The 17,179-nt window shown below is 33.6% G+C and carries 14 protein-coding genes; 2 read left to right on the plus strand and 12 right to left on the minus strand.

The window, feature by feature from the left end; all coding sequences use genetic code 11:
• Positions 1 to 21: 21 nt before the first annotated feature.
• The 8 genes from bshA to BLV35_RS06250 form a co-directional block, all read right to left on the minus strand.
• Entirely contained in the window at positions 22 to 1,191 is a 1,170-nt protein-coding gene (gene bshA / locus BLV35_RS06215; RefSeq protein WP_091086427.1) for an N-acetyl-alpha-D-glucosaminyl L-malate synthase BshA, read from the minus strand.
• 99 nt (positions 1,192 to 1,290) lie between these two features.
• Positions 1,291 to 4,293, minus strand: a complete 3,003-nt coding sequence (locus BLV35_RS06220) for a serine hydrolase domain-containing protein (RefSeq protein ID WP_091086431.1) — start codon at positions 4,291 to 4,293, stop codon at positions 1,291 to 1,293.
• Positions 4,294 to 4,311: 18 nt separating this feature from the next.
• Positions 4,312 to 4,794, minus strand: coding sequence for an ABC transporter ATPase (locus tag BLV35_RS06225; RefSeq protein ID WP_091086435.1), 483 nt, complete (start codon positions 4,792 to 4,794; stop codon positions 4,312 to 4,314).
• 50 nt (positions 4,795 to 4,844) lie between these two features.
• A complete protein-coding gene (locus BLV35_RS06230) occupies positions 4,845 to 5,636 on the minus strand; it encodes a (Fe-S)-binding protein (RefSeq protein ID WP_091086438.1) in 792 nt (263 codons plus the stop codon).
• Positions 5,637 to 5,718: 82 nt separating this feature from the next.
• Positions 5,719 to 7,056, minus strand: a complete 1,338-nt coding sequence (locus BLV35_RS06235) for a 4Fe-4S dicluster domain-containing protein (protein WP_091086441.1) — start codon at positions 7,054 to 7,056, stop codon at positions 5,719 to 5,721.
• A 5-nt stretch (positions 7,057 to 7,061) separates the two neighbouring features.
• Complete coding sequence (locus tag BLV35_RS06240; RefSeq protein WP_091086444.1) at positions 7,062 to 8,027, minus strand: MlaD family protein; 966 nt, start codon at positions 8,025 to 8,027, stop codon at positions 7,062 to 7,064.
• A 48-nt stretch (positions 8,028 to 8,075) separates the two neighbouring features.
• A complete protein-coding gene (locus BLV35_RS06245; RefSeq protein WP_091086736.1) occupies positions 8,076 to 9,209 on the minus strand; it encodes an N-acetylmuramoyl-L-alanine amidase family protein in 1,134 nt (377 codons plus the stop codon).
• 111 nt (positions 9,210 to 9,320) lie between these two features.
• Positions 9,321 to 10,379, minus strand: coding sequence for an N-acetylmuramoyl-L-alanine amidase family protein (locus BLV35_RS06250; protein WP_091086447.1), 1,059 nt, complete (start codon positions 10,377 to 10,379; stop codon positions 9,321 to 9,323).
• A gap of 79 nt (positions 10,380 to 10,458) precedes the next feature.
• Here BLV35_RS06250 and BLV35_RS06255 point away from each other — a divergent pair, with 79 nt between their 5' ends.
• On the plus strand, positions 10,459 to 13,206 hold the full coding sequence (locus tag BLV35_RS06255; RefSeq protein WP_091086450.1) for a putative LPS assembly protein LptD: 2,748 nt from the start codon (positions 10,459 to 10,461) through the stop codon (positions 13,204 to 13,206).
• Between the two features lie 64 nt (positions 13,207 to 13,270).
• A complete protein-coding gene (locus BLV35_RS06260; RefSeq protein ID WP_091086453.1) occupies positions 13,271 to 13,651 on the plus strand; it encodes a RidA family protein in 381 nt (126 codons plus the stop codon).
• On the opposite strand, the gene BLV35_RS06265 is transcribed toward BLV35_RS06260, so the two are convergent.
• From BLV35_RS06265 to pfkA, 4 genes are all read right to left on the minus strand, one after another.
• Positions 13,632 to 14,006, minus strand: coding sequence for a methylglyoxal synthase (locus tag BLV35_RS06265; protein ID WP_091086457.1), 375 nt, complete (start codon positions 14,004 to 14,006; stop codon positions 13,632 to 13,634). The genes BLV35_RS06260 and BLV35_RS06265 overlap by 20 nt on opposite strands.
• 4 nt (positions 14,007 to 14,010) lie before the next feature.
• Positions 14,011 to 14,862 (minus strand): N-acetylglucosamine kinase, encoded by an 852-nt coding sequence (locus BLV35_RS06270; RefSeq protein WP_091086461.1) that lies wholly within the window; start codon positions 14,860 to 14,862, stop codon positions 14,011 to 14,013.
• Between the two features lie 129 nt (positions 14,863 to 14,991).
• A complete protein-coding gene (gap, locus tag BLV35_RS06275) occupies positions 14,992 to 15,996 on the minus strand; it encodes a type I glyceraldehyde-3-phosphate dehydrogenase (RefSeq protein WP_091086465.1) in 1,005 nt (334 codons plus the stop codon).
• A 78-nt stretch (positions 15,997 to 16,074) separates the two neighbouring features.
• Complete coding sequence (gene pfkA / locus BLV35_RS06280; RefSeq protein ID WP_091086467.1) at positions 16,075 to 17,061, minus strand: 6-phosphofructokinase; 987 nt, start codon at positions 17,059 to 17,061, stop codon at positions 16,075 to 16,077.
• Positions 17,062 to 17,179: the final 118 nt, after the last annotated feature.

The raw sequence follows: 17,179 nt of genomic DNA on the forward strand, positions 1-17,179 counted from the left end.
ATTTTAAGTCGATTAACTGCGTTATTCCTTTTTTGATTGATTCAAAAACTTATTTTTTTTCGAATACTTCTTAATTGCTTTTTGATATAAATCAACATACAATGGTAAAATGTTTTTAATATCAAACTTTTTTGCAACAGACAACGCATTTTCTTTAAATTTTAAAAGAACACTATTGTCTTTTAAAATTTTCAATGCATTCTCAGCCATTTCATCTGTATTTCCTACATCACTCAAGTAACCAGAAATTCCTTCGAAATTTACTTCAGACAATCCCCCAGAATTACTAGAGATGACAGGAACTCCCCAAGCCATCGCTTCTAATGCTGCGAGACCGAAACTTTCAGTTTCAGATGGCAATAAAAATAAATCAGTGTAACTTAAAATTTTATCAATTTCATTACTGTTTCCAAAAAAGATTACTTTGTCAGTAATACCTAATTCTTGACATAAATATTCTGCTTTTTCTTTTTCAGGACCATCACCTACCATCATTAATTTAGCAGGGATTCCCTGTTGAATTTTATGAAATATTTTGATAACATCAGGAATTCGTTTTACTTTTCTAAAATTACTGATATGCGTAATTATCCTTTCATCTCCTTTAGCCATCACAGAACGATGACAAGGAATATTGGGATCTTGAATATTCTTGTCTAACTCTATAAAATTAGGAATGACATGAATATCTTTTTTTATGTTGAACAACTTATAGGTATCGTCTTTCAAGCTCTGTGAAACTGATGTCACCACGTCTGATTTATTGATACTAAAGCTTACTGCCGGTTTATAAAAAGGATGATTTCCAACCAAAGTAATATCTGTTCCGTGAAGGGTAGTCACCATAGGAATTTCAATTCCTTCATCTTTTAGCATTTGCTTAGCCATATAACCCGCATATGCGTGAGGAATAGCGTAATGCACATGTAGCACTTCTATTTTGTAAAGTTTAACCATATCGACCAGTTTGCTCGATAGTGCTAATTCATAAGGCTGGTAGTGAAACAATGGATATTCAGGAACATTAACCTCGTGATAGTGAACATTGGGATTTAACAATGCTAAACGAACGGGTTGACTGTACGTAATGAAATGAACCTCATGGCCAAGGCGAGCTAATTCTAGCCCTAACTCTGTAGCCACAACTCCACTTCCTCCAAAGGTAGGGTAACAAACTATTGCAATTTTCATGTATTTATTTTAATGTAACGAAATTAAGGAAAATAGGGACGCTATTTTTTAAAATGCTAAAAGAAATCTTTAATCAGATATACGCTTTAAACTAATGTATTATCGTTCAATTGCATCATATATTATTTCTTGAATGTCTTCTCGAATATTTTCTCTTGATAATTTATTTGTTGAATCTCCAGGAAATGTTCTATTGGATAAGAAGATATATACGATTTCCGTTTCCGGATCTGCCCAAGCCATTGTTCCTGTAAAGCCAGTATGCCCAAAACTCGTCATAGAAGCACAGCCACAAGTGGGGCCTTTGTCTCCTAACTGCGGTTTATCAAAACCTACTCCTCTTCTGTTACCTTCTGAACAAAAATAACAGGTATTAAAGTCATCGAATGTTTTCTCAGAGAAATATTGCTTGTTCCCGTAATTTCCTTTTTGCAAATACAGTTGCATTATTTTAGCAACATCCATACTATTTGAAAAAATCCCGGCATGTCCACCAATTCCGCCTTCCATTGCAGCACCCATATCATGAACATACCCCTGTATAATCTGATGACGGAAATAGCTGTCAATTTCTGTTGGAGCGATTCTGTCTTTAGCAATTCTTTGCAACGGATTGTACATCGTATTATTGGCGCCAAGCGGTTTATAAAAGTTCTCACTGCTTAAAACATCTAATTTTTTTCCAGTAAGTTTTTCTAAATACTCTTTTAGAATAATGAAAGTGAAGTCGCTGTATCTGTATTTTTTTTGCGGAAGCAAATTACTGTCTACAATCAACTTCATAATCGTATCATGGTAATCATTTCTTAAATAAAGACTATCAGCTACTTTTGTTGAATACTGTGCCTCTGATATCTTTTTATAATATTTATCTAAAGGGTTACCCTTTTTGTCTACCGTAGCTTTATAAAAAGGAATCCAGGGTTGCAGTCTGGCATAGTGAGATAATAGCTCCTTAAAGTGTATGTCTTTCTTATTTGAATTTTTAAATACAGGAAGCATGGAGTCTAATCTCGTTTCCATGTTTATTTTCTGCTGATCATATTCCAACATTACATTGGGTAACGTAGATAAGATTTTAGTTAAAGAAGCAACGTCATACACATCAGTATTAGCTACTTTAGATTTCTTGTCATAAGTCTGATATCCAAACGACTTCTGATAAATAACTTTCCCTTTTCTTGCCACTAAAATTTGCATTCCGGGCGCCATCTTTCCATTGATTGCTTTTTGCGCTACCGCTTCAATTTTATTTAGAATTAAAGGATTCATGCCCACATTTTCAGGTGATGTAAATCCTAAAACATTCAATTTTCCTGTCGAAAGTCCAAAATTAGCAATAAAATCTGACGTGACAGTTACTGGCATTTTCCCTTTAGCTGCAATAGCACCAAAAATCAACTCAGCAGAAACCTCTTGTGCAATAGGGCTGTTTTGATACGAAAGCACTACACCTTCGATATCATTAAAACTTTCTACTGGAATCAAAGAATAAGGAGATGCAAAAACATCTAATATTACCTTATTATTTCTAGATATAAAGGCCAGTTTTTGTAATTCTGATTTGCTAAAATCAAAGTTCTTCCATGGAGAATCAGAAATATGGTAGCCAATAATAACCTTTGTGAATTTATTTAATTTAAGCTGTAAACTATCTAAATTAGTATCCGAAATTTCAGTGACTTCTGTATACTTTTTTAAGGTACTAAGAAAACGACTATTTGTAGCATCCCCAATTTTTACATAGGCAATTTTTTCGTTTTGTAAGTCCTTTATTGGTAATATAGCCTCTTCATTCTTTAATACCGTCAATGCATTTTCATATAATTCATACTGCAATGCATCGTTTTTAGAACTATTAAGATCTGCAACTAAATTATCAGTAACAATGGGTTTAAAGCTATTAAGCCCAGCAATATATTTATATTTTAAAATTTTCTTTACAGAATACTCTAATCTTTTTTCACTAAACAAAGAATCTTGAAAGGCTTTAGTCAAGGTTTCAATAGCCAAAGGAACATTCTCTGGAAACAATAAAATATCATTACCAGCTAAAAATGCGTCTAAGTCTATTTCGCCTGGTTTTTTGTAATTACTGGCTGCTTTCATATTCAAAGCATCTGTAAAAATTAACCCCTTAAAACCTAACTCTTTTTTTAAAATAGTAGTCACTACATTATAGGAAATAGAAGAAGGATAATTAGGTCTAGATTCTAAGCTAGGAACATTTAAATGAGCAACCATTACAGAAGAAAGCCCCTCTTTAAACATTTGCTTATAAGGGTAAAACTCCATTACTTCTAATCTTTCCTTAGAAAAATTTACTGTCGGCAGCGCTTTATGCGAATCCGTTTCGGTATCTCCATGTCCAGGGAAATGTTTTCCTGTGGCAAAAATCCCTTGGTGCTGCAGTCCTTTCATCAAAGCGATAGCTCTTGCTGTGACGTTATACTTGTCTTCTCCAAAAGAACGAAAACCAATTATAGGGTTTTTCGGATTGGTATTTATGTCCAATACGGGACCAAAATTAAACTGTATCCCAAGACGTTTACTTTGCTCTCCTATTTGAATTCCCATTTTTTCAATTAAATTCATATCCTGAACTGCTCCAAGAGTCATGTTCCAAGGATAGGTATAAGTTGAATCTAAACGCATACTCAATCCCCACTCCGCATCATTCCCTATAAATAGTGGGATTTTTGATTGTGCTTGAAACCTGTTGATAAGTTTTGCTTGTCTAACGGGACCCCCTTGAAAGAAAATCAACCCGCCCACTTTTGAATCTGAAATTAATTTTTCAATAGAGTTAACATGTGCATTATCTTTATTTGAATAAGCAGCAACCATAAAAAGCTGACCTAAACGTTCCCTAAAAGTCATAGTTGTATAGACACTATCTACCCATTTCTTGCGCTCCGTAAATAGAGCAATAGGTTCTTGAATCGTATCCGTATCCAAAGAATTGTCTACTATATATTCATCTACAACTGTAGGAATATGTGCAAATTTAGCTTTTGACTCATTCTTTTTTGTAGTACTACAGCTTGCTACAAAAAAAAATAAGACATAAAGAAATAAGTTTCTAATGTCTTTATTTTTCATTAAAGTATAATTTAATATTTAGAAAAAACGGCTATGCCAGCTATCGATAGCCGGAACTTCCCATGATTCATTATATTCCTGAATATTGTTAATTAGATTATTAAAAACGATAGTGTTTTCAGTAACCGCTTTGTCTTTTACCATTTTTTTAAAATCGATTAATGGCTTATGGGCAATATGCTCTCCTAGTTTAAAAGTAACATTCATTTTGTCCAATAGATCAACATTGTATTTCTTTTCCAGAGATTGGATAAATTCAACAGAAGAATCTATAGAACAACCCGTTGCTGTCTGAACATCTTGATCAACAGCCAGTATAATAAATCTATTGTATTTTAACTGATAAGAAGAAACTAAACTTGTTCCATGTGCAGCCCAATTTTCGAGAAATGCCTGCAAATCAGTTTCAATTTCAGAAAATTCGGCATCCGAAAATTTTCTATTCGATTGATAGATCCAAATTTTGGATTCTTCCGGTAAATCTTCAAATGGTACGTACATTTTTTTGTTTTATTTTTAAATTTCGAATTTTAGATTTTAACTCTAAAGTTCTATAAATCTTGAGCATTTGCAATTAATTCTGCAATGTCCATCACTTTTACATCACCTTCTTTTTCTTTGTTTTTAATACCATCCGTCAACATAGTATTACAAAACGGACATCCCGCAGCAATTATTTCTGGCTCGGTATCTAAAGCGTCTTCCGTTCTTTCAACATTAATTTCTTTGTTTCCTGGCTCTGCATCTTTAAACATTTGAGCACCTCCAGCTCCACAGCACAATCCATTAGCACGAGAACGTTTCATTTCTACTAACTCGGCGTCCAGTTTTTGAATCAGCTCTCTAGGCGCTTCATAAACATTATTAGCTCTTCCTAAGTAGCAAGGGTCATGAAAAGTAATTCGTTTTCCTTTAAATTGTCCTCCTTCGATTGTCAATCTTCCGTCATCTAACAATGATTTCAAGAATTCAGTGTGATGTACTACTTCGTACTTCCCACCTAATTCTGGATATTCATTTTTCAAAGTATTAAAACAATGCGGACAGGCGGTAACAATTTTCTTAGCTTCATACGCATTCAGAACTTCAATGTTCATCATTGCTTGCATTTGAAACAAGAACTCATTTCCAGCTCTTTTTGCCGGATCACCAGTACAACTCTCTTCAGTACCAAGTACTGCGAAAGGAACGTTTGCACGATTTAAAATTCGCACAAATGCCTTTGTTATTTTTTTTGCTCTATCATCAAAACTTCCTGCACAACCCACCCAAAACAATACTTCAGGTTGTTTTCCTTGGGCTAGCATTTCCGCCATTGTTGGCACTATTAAATTCTCTGACATTTCTTATTTTTTTATTCAGTTAGTTGACTAACCGGTTATTTGACAAGTGGCTAAAAAAAATACCCACCTAAACTTTACACAATTAATTTTCGTTTTTCCAATTCAATCTATCCTGCTGATTGTATTGCCATGGCGCTCCATTATTTTCAATATTGGTCATCATCGCATTTAACGGCATTGGTGCAGCACTTTGTTCCATAACTAGGTAACGACGCATATCCATAATGATAGATAACGGACTAATATTTACCGGGCATTCTTCAACACATGCATTACAAGATGTACAAGCCCAAAGTTCCTCTGGAGTAATGTAATCATTCAGTAATGTTTTGTTATCTGGAATAAAAATACCTTTATTAGCATCTATATTTCTTCCTACTTCTTCCATTCTATCTCTCGTATCCATCATAATCTTACGAGGAGATAATTTCTTACCTGTTATATTTGCAGGGCAAGATGAAGTACAACGCCCACACTCAGTACAGGTGTATGCATTTAACAACTGAACCCAATTTAAATCCTGAATATCACTAGCTCCAAACTTAGCGGGAACCTCACCCTCTGCAGGAGCTGGTGCAGCAGCAAATGGATCAGCATTAGGATCCATCATCATTTTAACTTCTTTAGTTACTGCTTCTAAATTATCAAACTGTCCTTGTGGATTCAAATCTGCAAAATACGTATTTGGAAACGCCAATAAGATGTGTAGGTGTTTTGAAAAATACAAATAGTTCATAAAAATTAAAATCCCAATAATATGCAACCACCAAGATGCTTCAAAAATCAGCATCACTAACTCGTTTGACATTCCGTTAAATAACGGTTCGATGAATTGGCTAATAGGAAAAGAGCCTGCTACTATAAAATGAGAAAAGCCTCCTGGTACATTTTGCAAATGTAAATCAGTTGCATTCATTAATAAAAACAAGGTCATCAAGACTACTTCAAAATAAAGAATATAATTAGCATCGTTTTTAGGGAAACCTGTTAGATCTTTATTGATGAATCGTTTTAATTTTATGACATTTCTTCTAATCCAGAAAACACTAACCGCAATCAATACTAAAACTGCCAATATTTCAAATGAAGCAATTAACACATCATAAGTAGCTCCTAAAAAAGCAAAAACTCGGTGTGTGCCAAATAAACCGTCAATAATAATTTCCAATAATTCAATATTGATAATTATAAAACCTAAATACACCACAATATGAAGTGCTCCAGCTACGGGTCTTTTTACCATTTTTGACTGCCCTAATGCAATCATAGCCATGTTTTTCCAGCGGGCGCTAGGATTATCTTTTCTATCTATCTCGATACCAAGATTGATGTTTCTTCGTATTTTTTTTATGTTAGCAAAAAAATAACCAAACCCGATAATTAATAATAGGGCAAATAAAATATTGTCTAAATAGCTCATAGTTGCTAGTTTTTTTCTTTTGAAATAGTATCGGTTTCAGGTGCTTTATACGGTTTGTTTTTCTTACCAAAAAGAGAAACATTTACATATCGTGTTGGATAAAGTCTCACATCTTGCAGCAAGAGCTCTAATTCTTTTGAAGTTTTAGATAAGTTGTTATACAATGCATCATCATTCAATAATTTACCCATTGTCCCGTTTCCAGATTCTAATCCTTTCATAATACCATCTACTTTCGCCAATGTCTTATTTAGATTTCTCACTGTTTTTCCTAAATCAGCTTTATTTAAAGAGTCTGAAATTTTAGAAAAGTCACCTGATATCTTATTGAAATTAGTTACAACTCCTTTAATCTGGGTTTTGTTTTCATCAAGTATAGTATTCATACTCAAGGAAGCCTTATGAAACTGCTCCATTGTCTTACTTAATTCAGCTAAACTCTTTCTCAAGTCTTCTTGTGCTTTCTTATCTAAAACGTTATTAACACCTGTGATAAGAACATCGGCATTAGCCATAATCTTATCTAGTTTTTCTTGAAGTGGAACTAGTTTCTCCCCTACTTTATCAGTAAGACCCAATCTAATTTCCCCTTTTAGGTTTTCGCCACTTAATGCCACCGACTTGTCTTTGAAGTTAGGCTCTATAGCAATTTGCTTTCCGCCAATAAAACCAGGCTCATAAATTGTAGCGATACTTGACCTTGAAATAGGAAAATCAGATTTAATTTGCAGTTCTACTAACAAATGACCCGTGTTTTCATTGATCGTAATTTTAGCTACTCTACCTATTTCTAATCCATTTAGCGTAACGGGTGCCGAGGAAGTCAATCCCTCTACTGTTTCGTATTCGACATATAATATTTTGTAACTATTTAATAGGTCTCTCCCTTTTAAGAAGCTGTACCCCCAAATAAATAATAATATCGATGCAATTACTAAAACTGCAGTTTTAATTTCTCTTGTTAATTTCAAAATGTAAGTATTTTGTACAAATTTAATATAAAATAACTGAACTTCTTATTATTTAATCGCTTCTTGGATGCTTATCTTCTTTCCGTTTTTAAAAGCAATCAGAAAGGCAGAGTTATATCCTCTTGCCTTAGCTTCCTCTAAAAGATTCTTAGACTCATCATAATCAGCAGTTTCACCGTACATATATTTATAGACATTGTTTTCATAGTCCATCGATATATTTTTTAAACCTTTAAAATTTCTGGGTTGTAAATCCATCTTTCTTCCACTTGCAGAAATTTGAACTTTGAAGAGTACTTGAGAACTATCTTGTTTACCAGCTACTTTGCGATTGTCTACTGATTCTGTAATCGTTTTTGTTCTAACTGGAGTTACAGTCGCAGCACTGTCAGTATTCCTTTGTGAAGGTCTAGCTTCAGAATTTTCTGCACCACCAGTTCCGTAATATTCGTTTTTATAACTAATTATTGCATTCGCAATAGCGCCGGCAATTTCATTTTGACCGTCCTCTGAGTCTAATCTATTTCCTTCAGCATAGTTAGATATAAAACCCATCTCAACTAAAACTCTTGGCATGTATGCCTTATGCAGCACCATAAAAGGGGCTTGTTTAACACCTCCACCACGGATTCTCTTTCCTAAACGTTCAAATTCATTTTCGATTTTACTGGCCAGCGAAATACTATTATCCAAATATTCTTCCTGCATCAAAGTCATTCCGATCATTGTTTCTGGAGAATTAGGATCAAAACCTTCGTATTTTCTTTTATAATCCTTCTCTAATGTAATTACAGAGTTCTCTTTCTTAGCCGCCTCAAGATTTGAAGCAATTTTATTCATACCCATAACATAGGTTTCTGTACCATCGGCAGCAGTATTTCTATTGGCATTACAGTGAATGGAAACAAAAACATGAGCGTTTGCTCTATTTGCAATATTGGCTCTTTCGACTAAGTCTACAAAAATATCCGTCTTTTTTGTATAAATTACATCGACTTTAGAATTAGCTTCAAGCAACTTACCAACTTTGAGAACAACTGCCAAAGCAATATTTTTTTCGACATGTCCATTGTATACAGCGCCAAAATCATGTCCGCCGTGACCTGCATCGAGCGTAACTTTAAAGTTAGTATTTTGACCTAAGGAAATATTACTAATCAAAAAGGAAAGAAATAATAACACTTTTAAAGCACTACCATTATTACTATTTATCAATTTCAAAATTTATTTATTTTTTACAAATTTAATTATTCTTCTCAACAACATCAAAACTATTATGACAAGACTTTAATCTTAATTACTGCTAACCACGAATGCATCTGGATATCCAACCATCTGAGCTTCAACTTGCATTTTATTGGCCTGTTCTAGACTAGATGTCTCCCCATACATGTATCTATATAAATCATTTTCAAATGTACTTGATATATTACTTAATCCATTGAAATTACTGGATATTAAAGGTATGTTTTTAGAGCTCGCCAAAAGTTGAACTTTATAAGTAATAGTATTACTTGAAGAACTGTTAGTACTTAAAGGAATATTATCTCGATTTTGAACTGCTCTATCTACAATAGATCCTGTTCCAAAATATTTCTTTTTATATTCTACTATTGCATTTGCTATTTGAAACGCCATTTGGTCTTGTCCATCATCTGAATTTAAATACTCACCCTCCTCTATATTTGATAGAAAACCGAGTTCAATTAATACACTAGGCATATAAACAGCATCTAAAACCCACAGCGGCTGTTGCTTAATCCCTCTAGAGTTTCTTTTTAAATTATTTGTGAAATTATCCTGAATCTCTGTAGCTAATATGATACTGTTGTTTAAATTTTCTTCTTGTAGCATAGTCAACCCAATCAAGGATTCTGGCTTATTGGGATCAAATCCCTGATACGTGTCTTTAAAATTATCCTCTAATAAAATTACAGAATTTTCTTTTTTGGCCACCTCTAGATTTAAATCACTTCGAGACAAACCCATTACAAAAGTTTCTGTCCCGTAGGGCTGAAAACTTTTTACTGAATTACAATGAATAGAAATAAACAAATTAGCATTCGCTTTATTCGCAATTTTAGGCCTATTAGCTAATTCGATAAAAACATCCGTAGTTCTAGTATAAATAACTTTAAAATCGGCTATTCTTTCCAAAAAACGTCCCACTTTAAGAGTCGTTTTAAGTGCAATGTCTTTTTCAGTAAACCCATGATACGAATTTCCTGGATCTTTACCACCATGACCCGCATCAAGTATTATTGTGAAATTTTGATCATTCTGAGAAAATACATCCGTATTGTTACACATTATAAAAATAGCTATCAACAAACTATAATAATTGAATTTCATATGTTAAAGTTAATTTTATTAGAACTCTAGTACTTAATTTTTTTATTTGATTATTTTTGCCAAATAATAATCTGTAAGTTTGACACTTCAAAAAACAGGCCATAATTTTACAAAATTAGCATTTAAACCTTTGCAGACAAACTTATTTAATATCGTTTTAGTATCATTTTTCCTAACAATGGGATGTGCCAATTTATATTCTCAGGATATATCAAAAAAAACGACCGCTATAACGCCTAAAAAGCAGGTAGACACTTCTTCGTTAGCCATTAATAAGGACAAATCATCTATTTCAGCCCTAAAAAAAGAAACGGATACTCTTCCTAAAAAAGATACTATTAAACCTAAAAAAGCCTTTCTTGATGGTAAGGTAAAATATAAGGCTGACCAATATGCGAAGATAGATCAAAAGAAAAAACTAATCACTTTATACGACAAAGCGGAACTTTATTATCAAGATGTTGAATTAAAGGCCGGAATAATCGTTATGGATTACGAAAAAAATGAAGTTTATGCCGGAAGGATAAAAGACTCTACAGGAAAATATACGCAATACCCCAATTTTAAGCAAGGAACAAATGAAGTACAACCGGACTCTATTCGCTTTAATTTTAAAACAAAAAAAGCATTAATCTGGAATTCAAGGTCGGAACAGGGAGAATTTAGAATCAAAGCTGCTATAACTAAAAAAGAAAACGATTCTGTTTACTTTTTAAAAGGTGCACGTTTCACAACATCAACCAACGTTGATAATCCTGAATATTATTTCCAAACTAACAAAGTAAAATTTATCCCTGGAAAAAAGGTAATTACAGGTTTAACAAATTTAGTTATTGCCGATGTTCCCACACCGATAGCACTACCCTTTGCTTATTTCCCGCTTAGTAAAGAGACTAATATATCCGGTATCATATTACCTAGTTACAACGACTCAAATACTAGAGGTTTTTCATTGCAAAATGGAGGGTACTATTTTGCTTTAAGCGATAATTACGACTTAACTATATTAGGAGACTATTATACTAACGGTAGTTATGGAATGCGTTTTGAATCCTCTTATGCAAAGCGATATGCTTTTAGAGGTAATCTGAATTTTAGATATGAGAACTTAATCACAAGCGAACGAGGCTATCCTGATTATGCCAAACAAAAAATTTATAATATTCAATGGTCGCATGCTAGAGATTCAAAAGCGAACCCAAATTCCAGTTTTTCGGCATCGGTAAATCTTGGAAGCAGTAAGTATTTCCAGCAATCGATAAATCAAGCTAATATTGGATCTAATCTTAACAACACCTTAAGCTCCTCGATTTCCTATTCGAAAACATTCGAAACAGTACCACAGGTAAGAATGTCTTTATCTGCGACCCATTCACAAAATACGCAAACTGAAGTAATTAACATGACCTTGCCTACACTTCAACTTAGTGTCGATCGAATCTATCCTTTCGTTGGAAAAGACGGTCTTAAAAAAGGTTTTTTCAAAAACATCAATCTACAATATAATTTAAATGGTCGAAATACCATTACAACTACCGATTCACTTTTTTTTAAACCACAAATGTTTAAAGATGCGCAGTTAGGAGTGCAACACAGCATTCCTCTAAGTACAAATTTCAAACTGTTTAAATATTTTAGTGCTTCGACCTCTCTAAATTATGAAGAAGTTTGGTATGCAAAAACAATTGAAAGAAGCTACGATGCCGACCAAAGTGCAGTTATCGATAAAACTGTAAGCGGTTTTGACGCATTTAGAACGTATTCCTTTTCATCAAGCGTTGGTACCACTATTTATGGTACTTTTAATTTTGGTGAAGACAAAAAAATAAAATCAATCCGACATGTCATGAGACCTTCTGTTTCTTATGGTTATACACCCAGTTTTGAAAAATACTATGACACATATGCTTCTGACGCTACTGGGACAATCACAAAACAATATTCACGATTTGAGGGCGGAATCTTCGGTGCTCCGGGACTAACCAATTCTAATACTCTTGGGTTTGATTTAAGCAATACATTTGAAGCAAAAATGACTGATAAAGACAGTACTAAAGTAGAAGCGAAAAAAGTAATGTTGCTAAACAACTTAAATCTCTCGACAAGTTACAATCTTGATGCAGACGGAGTAACTACACTTGCTTGGTCGCCGGTTAGGGTTAGTGGTGGAACACAATTATTTGCTAATAAAATGAACGTCAACTTTGGCGCTACCTTAGATCCTTATGCCATTGATAATTCAGGGACCAGAATCGCTACCTTTAATATTAATAACGGAGGAAGTTTATTTAGAATGACAAGCGCTAATATGACTTTAAATTATTCTATCTCCAGTGGTAAAAATGATAAAAAAGATAAAAATTCTCAAAGCGAAAGAAACGGTGGTCGGGAAGATGACCTTTTTGGAAAAAACACTATCGTAAATAACGGTTCTAAAAGTCAATTTGACGGTAGCGAAGAACAAGGGACAGATAAAATTTCAGAATTCTTCAAGTCAAAATTACCTTGGGACATGACCTTTGCTTATTCATTGACGTATGGCAATACTAATCGAGAAAATGAAATCATTGGCAACTCAATTATGATTTCAGCCAATGCTGATTTGACACCTAAATGGAAATTAGGAGTTTCAACTGGTTATGATTTTGTACAAAATGGAGTTACTTATACTCAACTTAGATTTGAAAGAGATTTACTTAGCTGGAGAATGGACTTCAACTGGACACCTTTTGGAACAAATGCCAACTGGGGATTCTTTATTGGAATAAAATCAGGGGTACTGAGTGACATCAAGTGGGACAAACGAAGTACAAATACATCGCGTTAATACGTTAAGTCTTATCTATTGATTTCAGCCGCATTAACCCATTAAAAAACTAAAAAACATTTATATGAAAAAGATAATTTTTACTGATAAAGCTCCAGCACCTATAGGACCTTATAATCAAGCAGTTCTTAAAGGAGACACACTTTATGCTTCTGGTCAAATTGCTATCAACCCCGCAACAGGAGAGTTAGTATTAGATACGATCGAAGCAGAAACTAAGCAAGTAATGCAAAATATGAAAGCAGTACTAGATGAAGCTGGAATGACATTTGAAAACATCGTTAAAACGACTATATTCATAATGGACATGAACGATTTCGCAAAAATAAACAGCGTTTACGCTACTTATTTCAATGAAAAAACCGCTCCAGCTCGTGAAACGGTTCAAGTGGCTTGTTTGCCAAAAAATGTAAATGTTGAGATTTCTATGATTGCAATTCTATAGCTTTCAATAATAATTGAGCGGTTGCTTCGTTTGTAGCTATTGGCACATTGTGTACATCGCACACACGAAGCAACATGTTTATGTCTACTTCATGAGCATGACTGGCCAATGGATCTTTGAAAAACAAAACCATTTTAGTTTTACCCTCTGCCACTCTAGCTGCAATTTGCGCGTCACCTCCCATAGGACCCGAAAGCATCTTTTTTACTTTAAATCCAGCTTTTTCAGCCTTACCTCCGGTAGTTCCAGTCGCAATAAGTTTTATTTTAATATGTTGTAATATAGCTGTGTTTTTATTTAAAAACTGAACCATATCCGCTTTTTTTCCATCGTGGGCAATAATAGCAATTTCCATATAATTATTTGTTCGCAATATGATAAGCAATTAAACCATCTATAGGTCTTCTAAGAACATTTCCTAATTGCAATTCATATTTATCAAAGGTTTCTTGTAATTCCTCTTTCAAATAGAATGCAATAGACCCCACAAAATGTACGGGCACCTCTTTGCAGTTATCATATTGTTTTATATAGTTTTTCACGAAAGACTTCATCCCTTTAAAGATAATCTTCCTGCAAAACTCTGTGTCTTTATGTTGAATTAAAAACTTTGCGAAAGTCGCTAAATAAGCATTCGGATTGTCTTCTTTATACAATTTACTTTTAATAAAATCAGGATCTACATTGTATTCTTTTTCAAATACAGTAGCCAATTCTTTTGGCATTTTATTGAAATAATACTTACGTAACAACTCTTTCCCAAAAACATTACCGCTACAATCATCCATTACAATATAACCTAATGATTGTACTTTTTGATGCAATTCTTTTCCGTCAAAATAACTACAGTTAGAACCTGTTCCTAAAATAGAAACAATTGCTTTTTCACCTCTAGGTGTAGTCGCATAAACTGCAGCGTAAGTATCTTCTTCAACCGATACAATTGCGTTAGTAAAATAGCTTTGAAAAGCTTGTGATAGATTTAATTTCATTCTATCTGTACCGCAACCTGCCCCATAAAAGAACAAATGTGTAGCTGATTTTTTACTTTGAACAATATCAAAACGGTCATTTAAACGTTCAATAATTTGTTCGTTTTCAAGAATCTCAGGGTTTAATCCCAATGTTTGTGTGGTAAACAACACTTTTCCATCATCGTCTATTGCAATCCAATCTGCTTTTGTAGAACCACTATCAACTAATAATCTCATTTCTTTTGGTTTTTGGTTATCTTCTCTTTCTTCTAAATGTAATAAAGATTTGGTTTAGTCCAATTTATCTTTAAAAATAAAAAAAAATCCCGTTTAAAAATTAAAAACGGGATTTTATTATAGTAAAGATTATTTTAATCCTGTAATATGTACAGATAAATCAATTAGTTTACTAGAGTAGCCATATTCATTATCATACCAAGAGATGATTTTGAAGAAAGTAGAGTTCAATCCAATTCCTGCGTTAGCATCAACGATTGAAGTTCTAGAATCACCAACAAAATCTTGAGAAACAACTAAATCTTCAGTAAATCCTAAAACACCTTTCATTGTAGTTTCAGAAGCTTTTTTCAATACTGCCATGATTTCTTCGTAAGACGTTTCTTTTGCAACTTTTACCGTTAAATCTACTGCAGAAACATCTGTTGTAGGAACACGGAAAGCCATACCAGTCAATTTTCCATTTAATTCAGGAATTACTTTTCCAACTGCTTTTGCAGCACCTGTAGAAGATGGGATAATGTTACAAGATGCAGCACGTCCACCTCTCCAGTCTTTTCTAGAAGGACCATCAGTAGTCATTTGAGTAGAAGTTGTAGCGTGAACAGTTGTCATTAACGCCTCAACGATTCCAAAATTATCATTGATAACTTTAGCCAATGGAGCTAAACAGTTTGTAGTACATGAAGCATTAGAAACGATCAAGTCAGACGCTTTAGCTTCCGTATGGTTTACTCCCATTACAAACATTGGAGCATCTGCAGAAGGTGCAGAAATGATTACTTTTTTAGCACCACCTTTGATGTGCTCATTTGCAGTTTCAACAGTTGTGAAGAAACCTGTACACTCAGCAACTACATCAACATCAACTTCATTCCATTTTAAGTCAGCAGGATTTCTTTCTGCAGTAATACGGATGTTTTTTCCGTTTACGAAAAGTTGTCCTTCTTTAACTTCAACAGTTCCATTAAAACGACCGTGAACTGAATCATATTTTAACAAGTAAGCTAAATGATCAACATCTAATAAATCGTTGATTGCTACTACCTCTACATTGTCTCTGTTAAAAGACTCTCTAAATACAATTCTTCCAATTCTTCCAAACCCGTTTATTCCTAATTTTACTTTTGACATCTTAATTAATTTTTTGTTTATTTTACTGTAACTTTCATTTAAAGTCTAATTTCCTCACAATAAACTTCATTTTTTTATTTATGTTGACATAATATCAGAGACTCTAAGTAACTCTCTGTCTATTTCTGTCTTTCCTTTTATGGCTTGCTCCAATGGTGTTAGTACAACAGTATCATTTTGTAATCCAACCATATAATTTGATTTTCCTTCTAATAATGACTCAACTGCTTTCACACCTAATCTACTTGCTAGAACTCGGTCAAAACAAGATGGTGAACCACCACGTTGCATATGACCTAAAACAGAAACTCTCACATCATATTCAGGTAAATTTGCTTCAACGTAATCTTTTAATTCGAATACATTTTTACCAATTTTATCTCCTTCTGCAATTACAACGATACTTGATGATTTTCCTGAAGCTTTACTTTTTTGTAAAGATTCTAATAATCTATCCAATCCTAAATTTTCTTCTGGAATAAGTATTTCTTCTGCTCCAGCTCCGATACCCGCATTCAAAGCGATATGTCCTGCATCTCTTCCCATAACTTCGACAAAAAACAGTCTATTATGTGAACTTGCAGTATCTCTAATTTTATCAATTACTTCAACCACAGTATTTAAAGCTGTATCATATCCTAATGTATGACTAGTCCCAAATATGTCGTTATCGATAGTTCCTGGAATACCCATCACTGGAAAGTCAAACTCGGCATTAAATATCATACCTCCTGTAAAGGTTCCGTCTCCTCCAATTACTACTAAAGCATCTATTCCAGCTTTTACAAGATGGTCATGTGCTTTTTTTCTTCCTTCTGGAGTTCTAAATTCAAGAGAACGAGCAGATTTTAAAACTGTCCCTCCTTTATTTACAATGTTATTTACACTTCGAGGTCCCATTTCTTTGAAGTCTCCTTCAATCATTCCCTGATATCCTCTGTAAATCCCTATACATTCTATATTATGGTAAGCACAAGTTCGAACAACTGATCTAATAGCAGCATTCATTCCAGGCGAATCTCCACCCGAAGTAAGAACACCTACTTTTTTTATTGTTTTTGGCATTATTTAAGTATTAAAGCGTAAATTTAGAAAACATAATGCACTTTTTACGTTATGTTTTTATTAAATTAATCAACTACAGTAAATTCAAACGTTTTCGTTAATAAGTTTTCGAAAAATC

The organism is Flavobacterium gillisiae (assembly GCF_900107635.1).
Taxonomy (GTDB): domain Bacteria; phylum Bacteroidota; class Bacteroidia; order Flavobacteriales; family Flavobacteriaceae; genus Flavobacterium; species Flavobacterium gillisiae.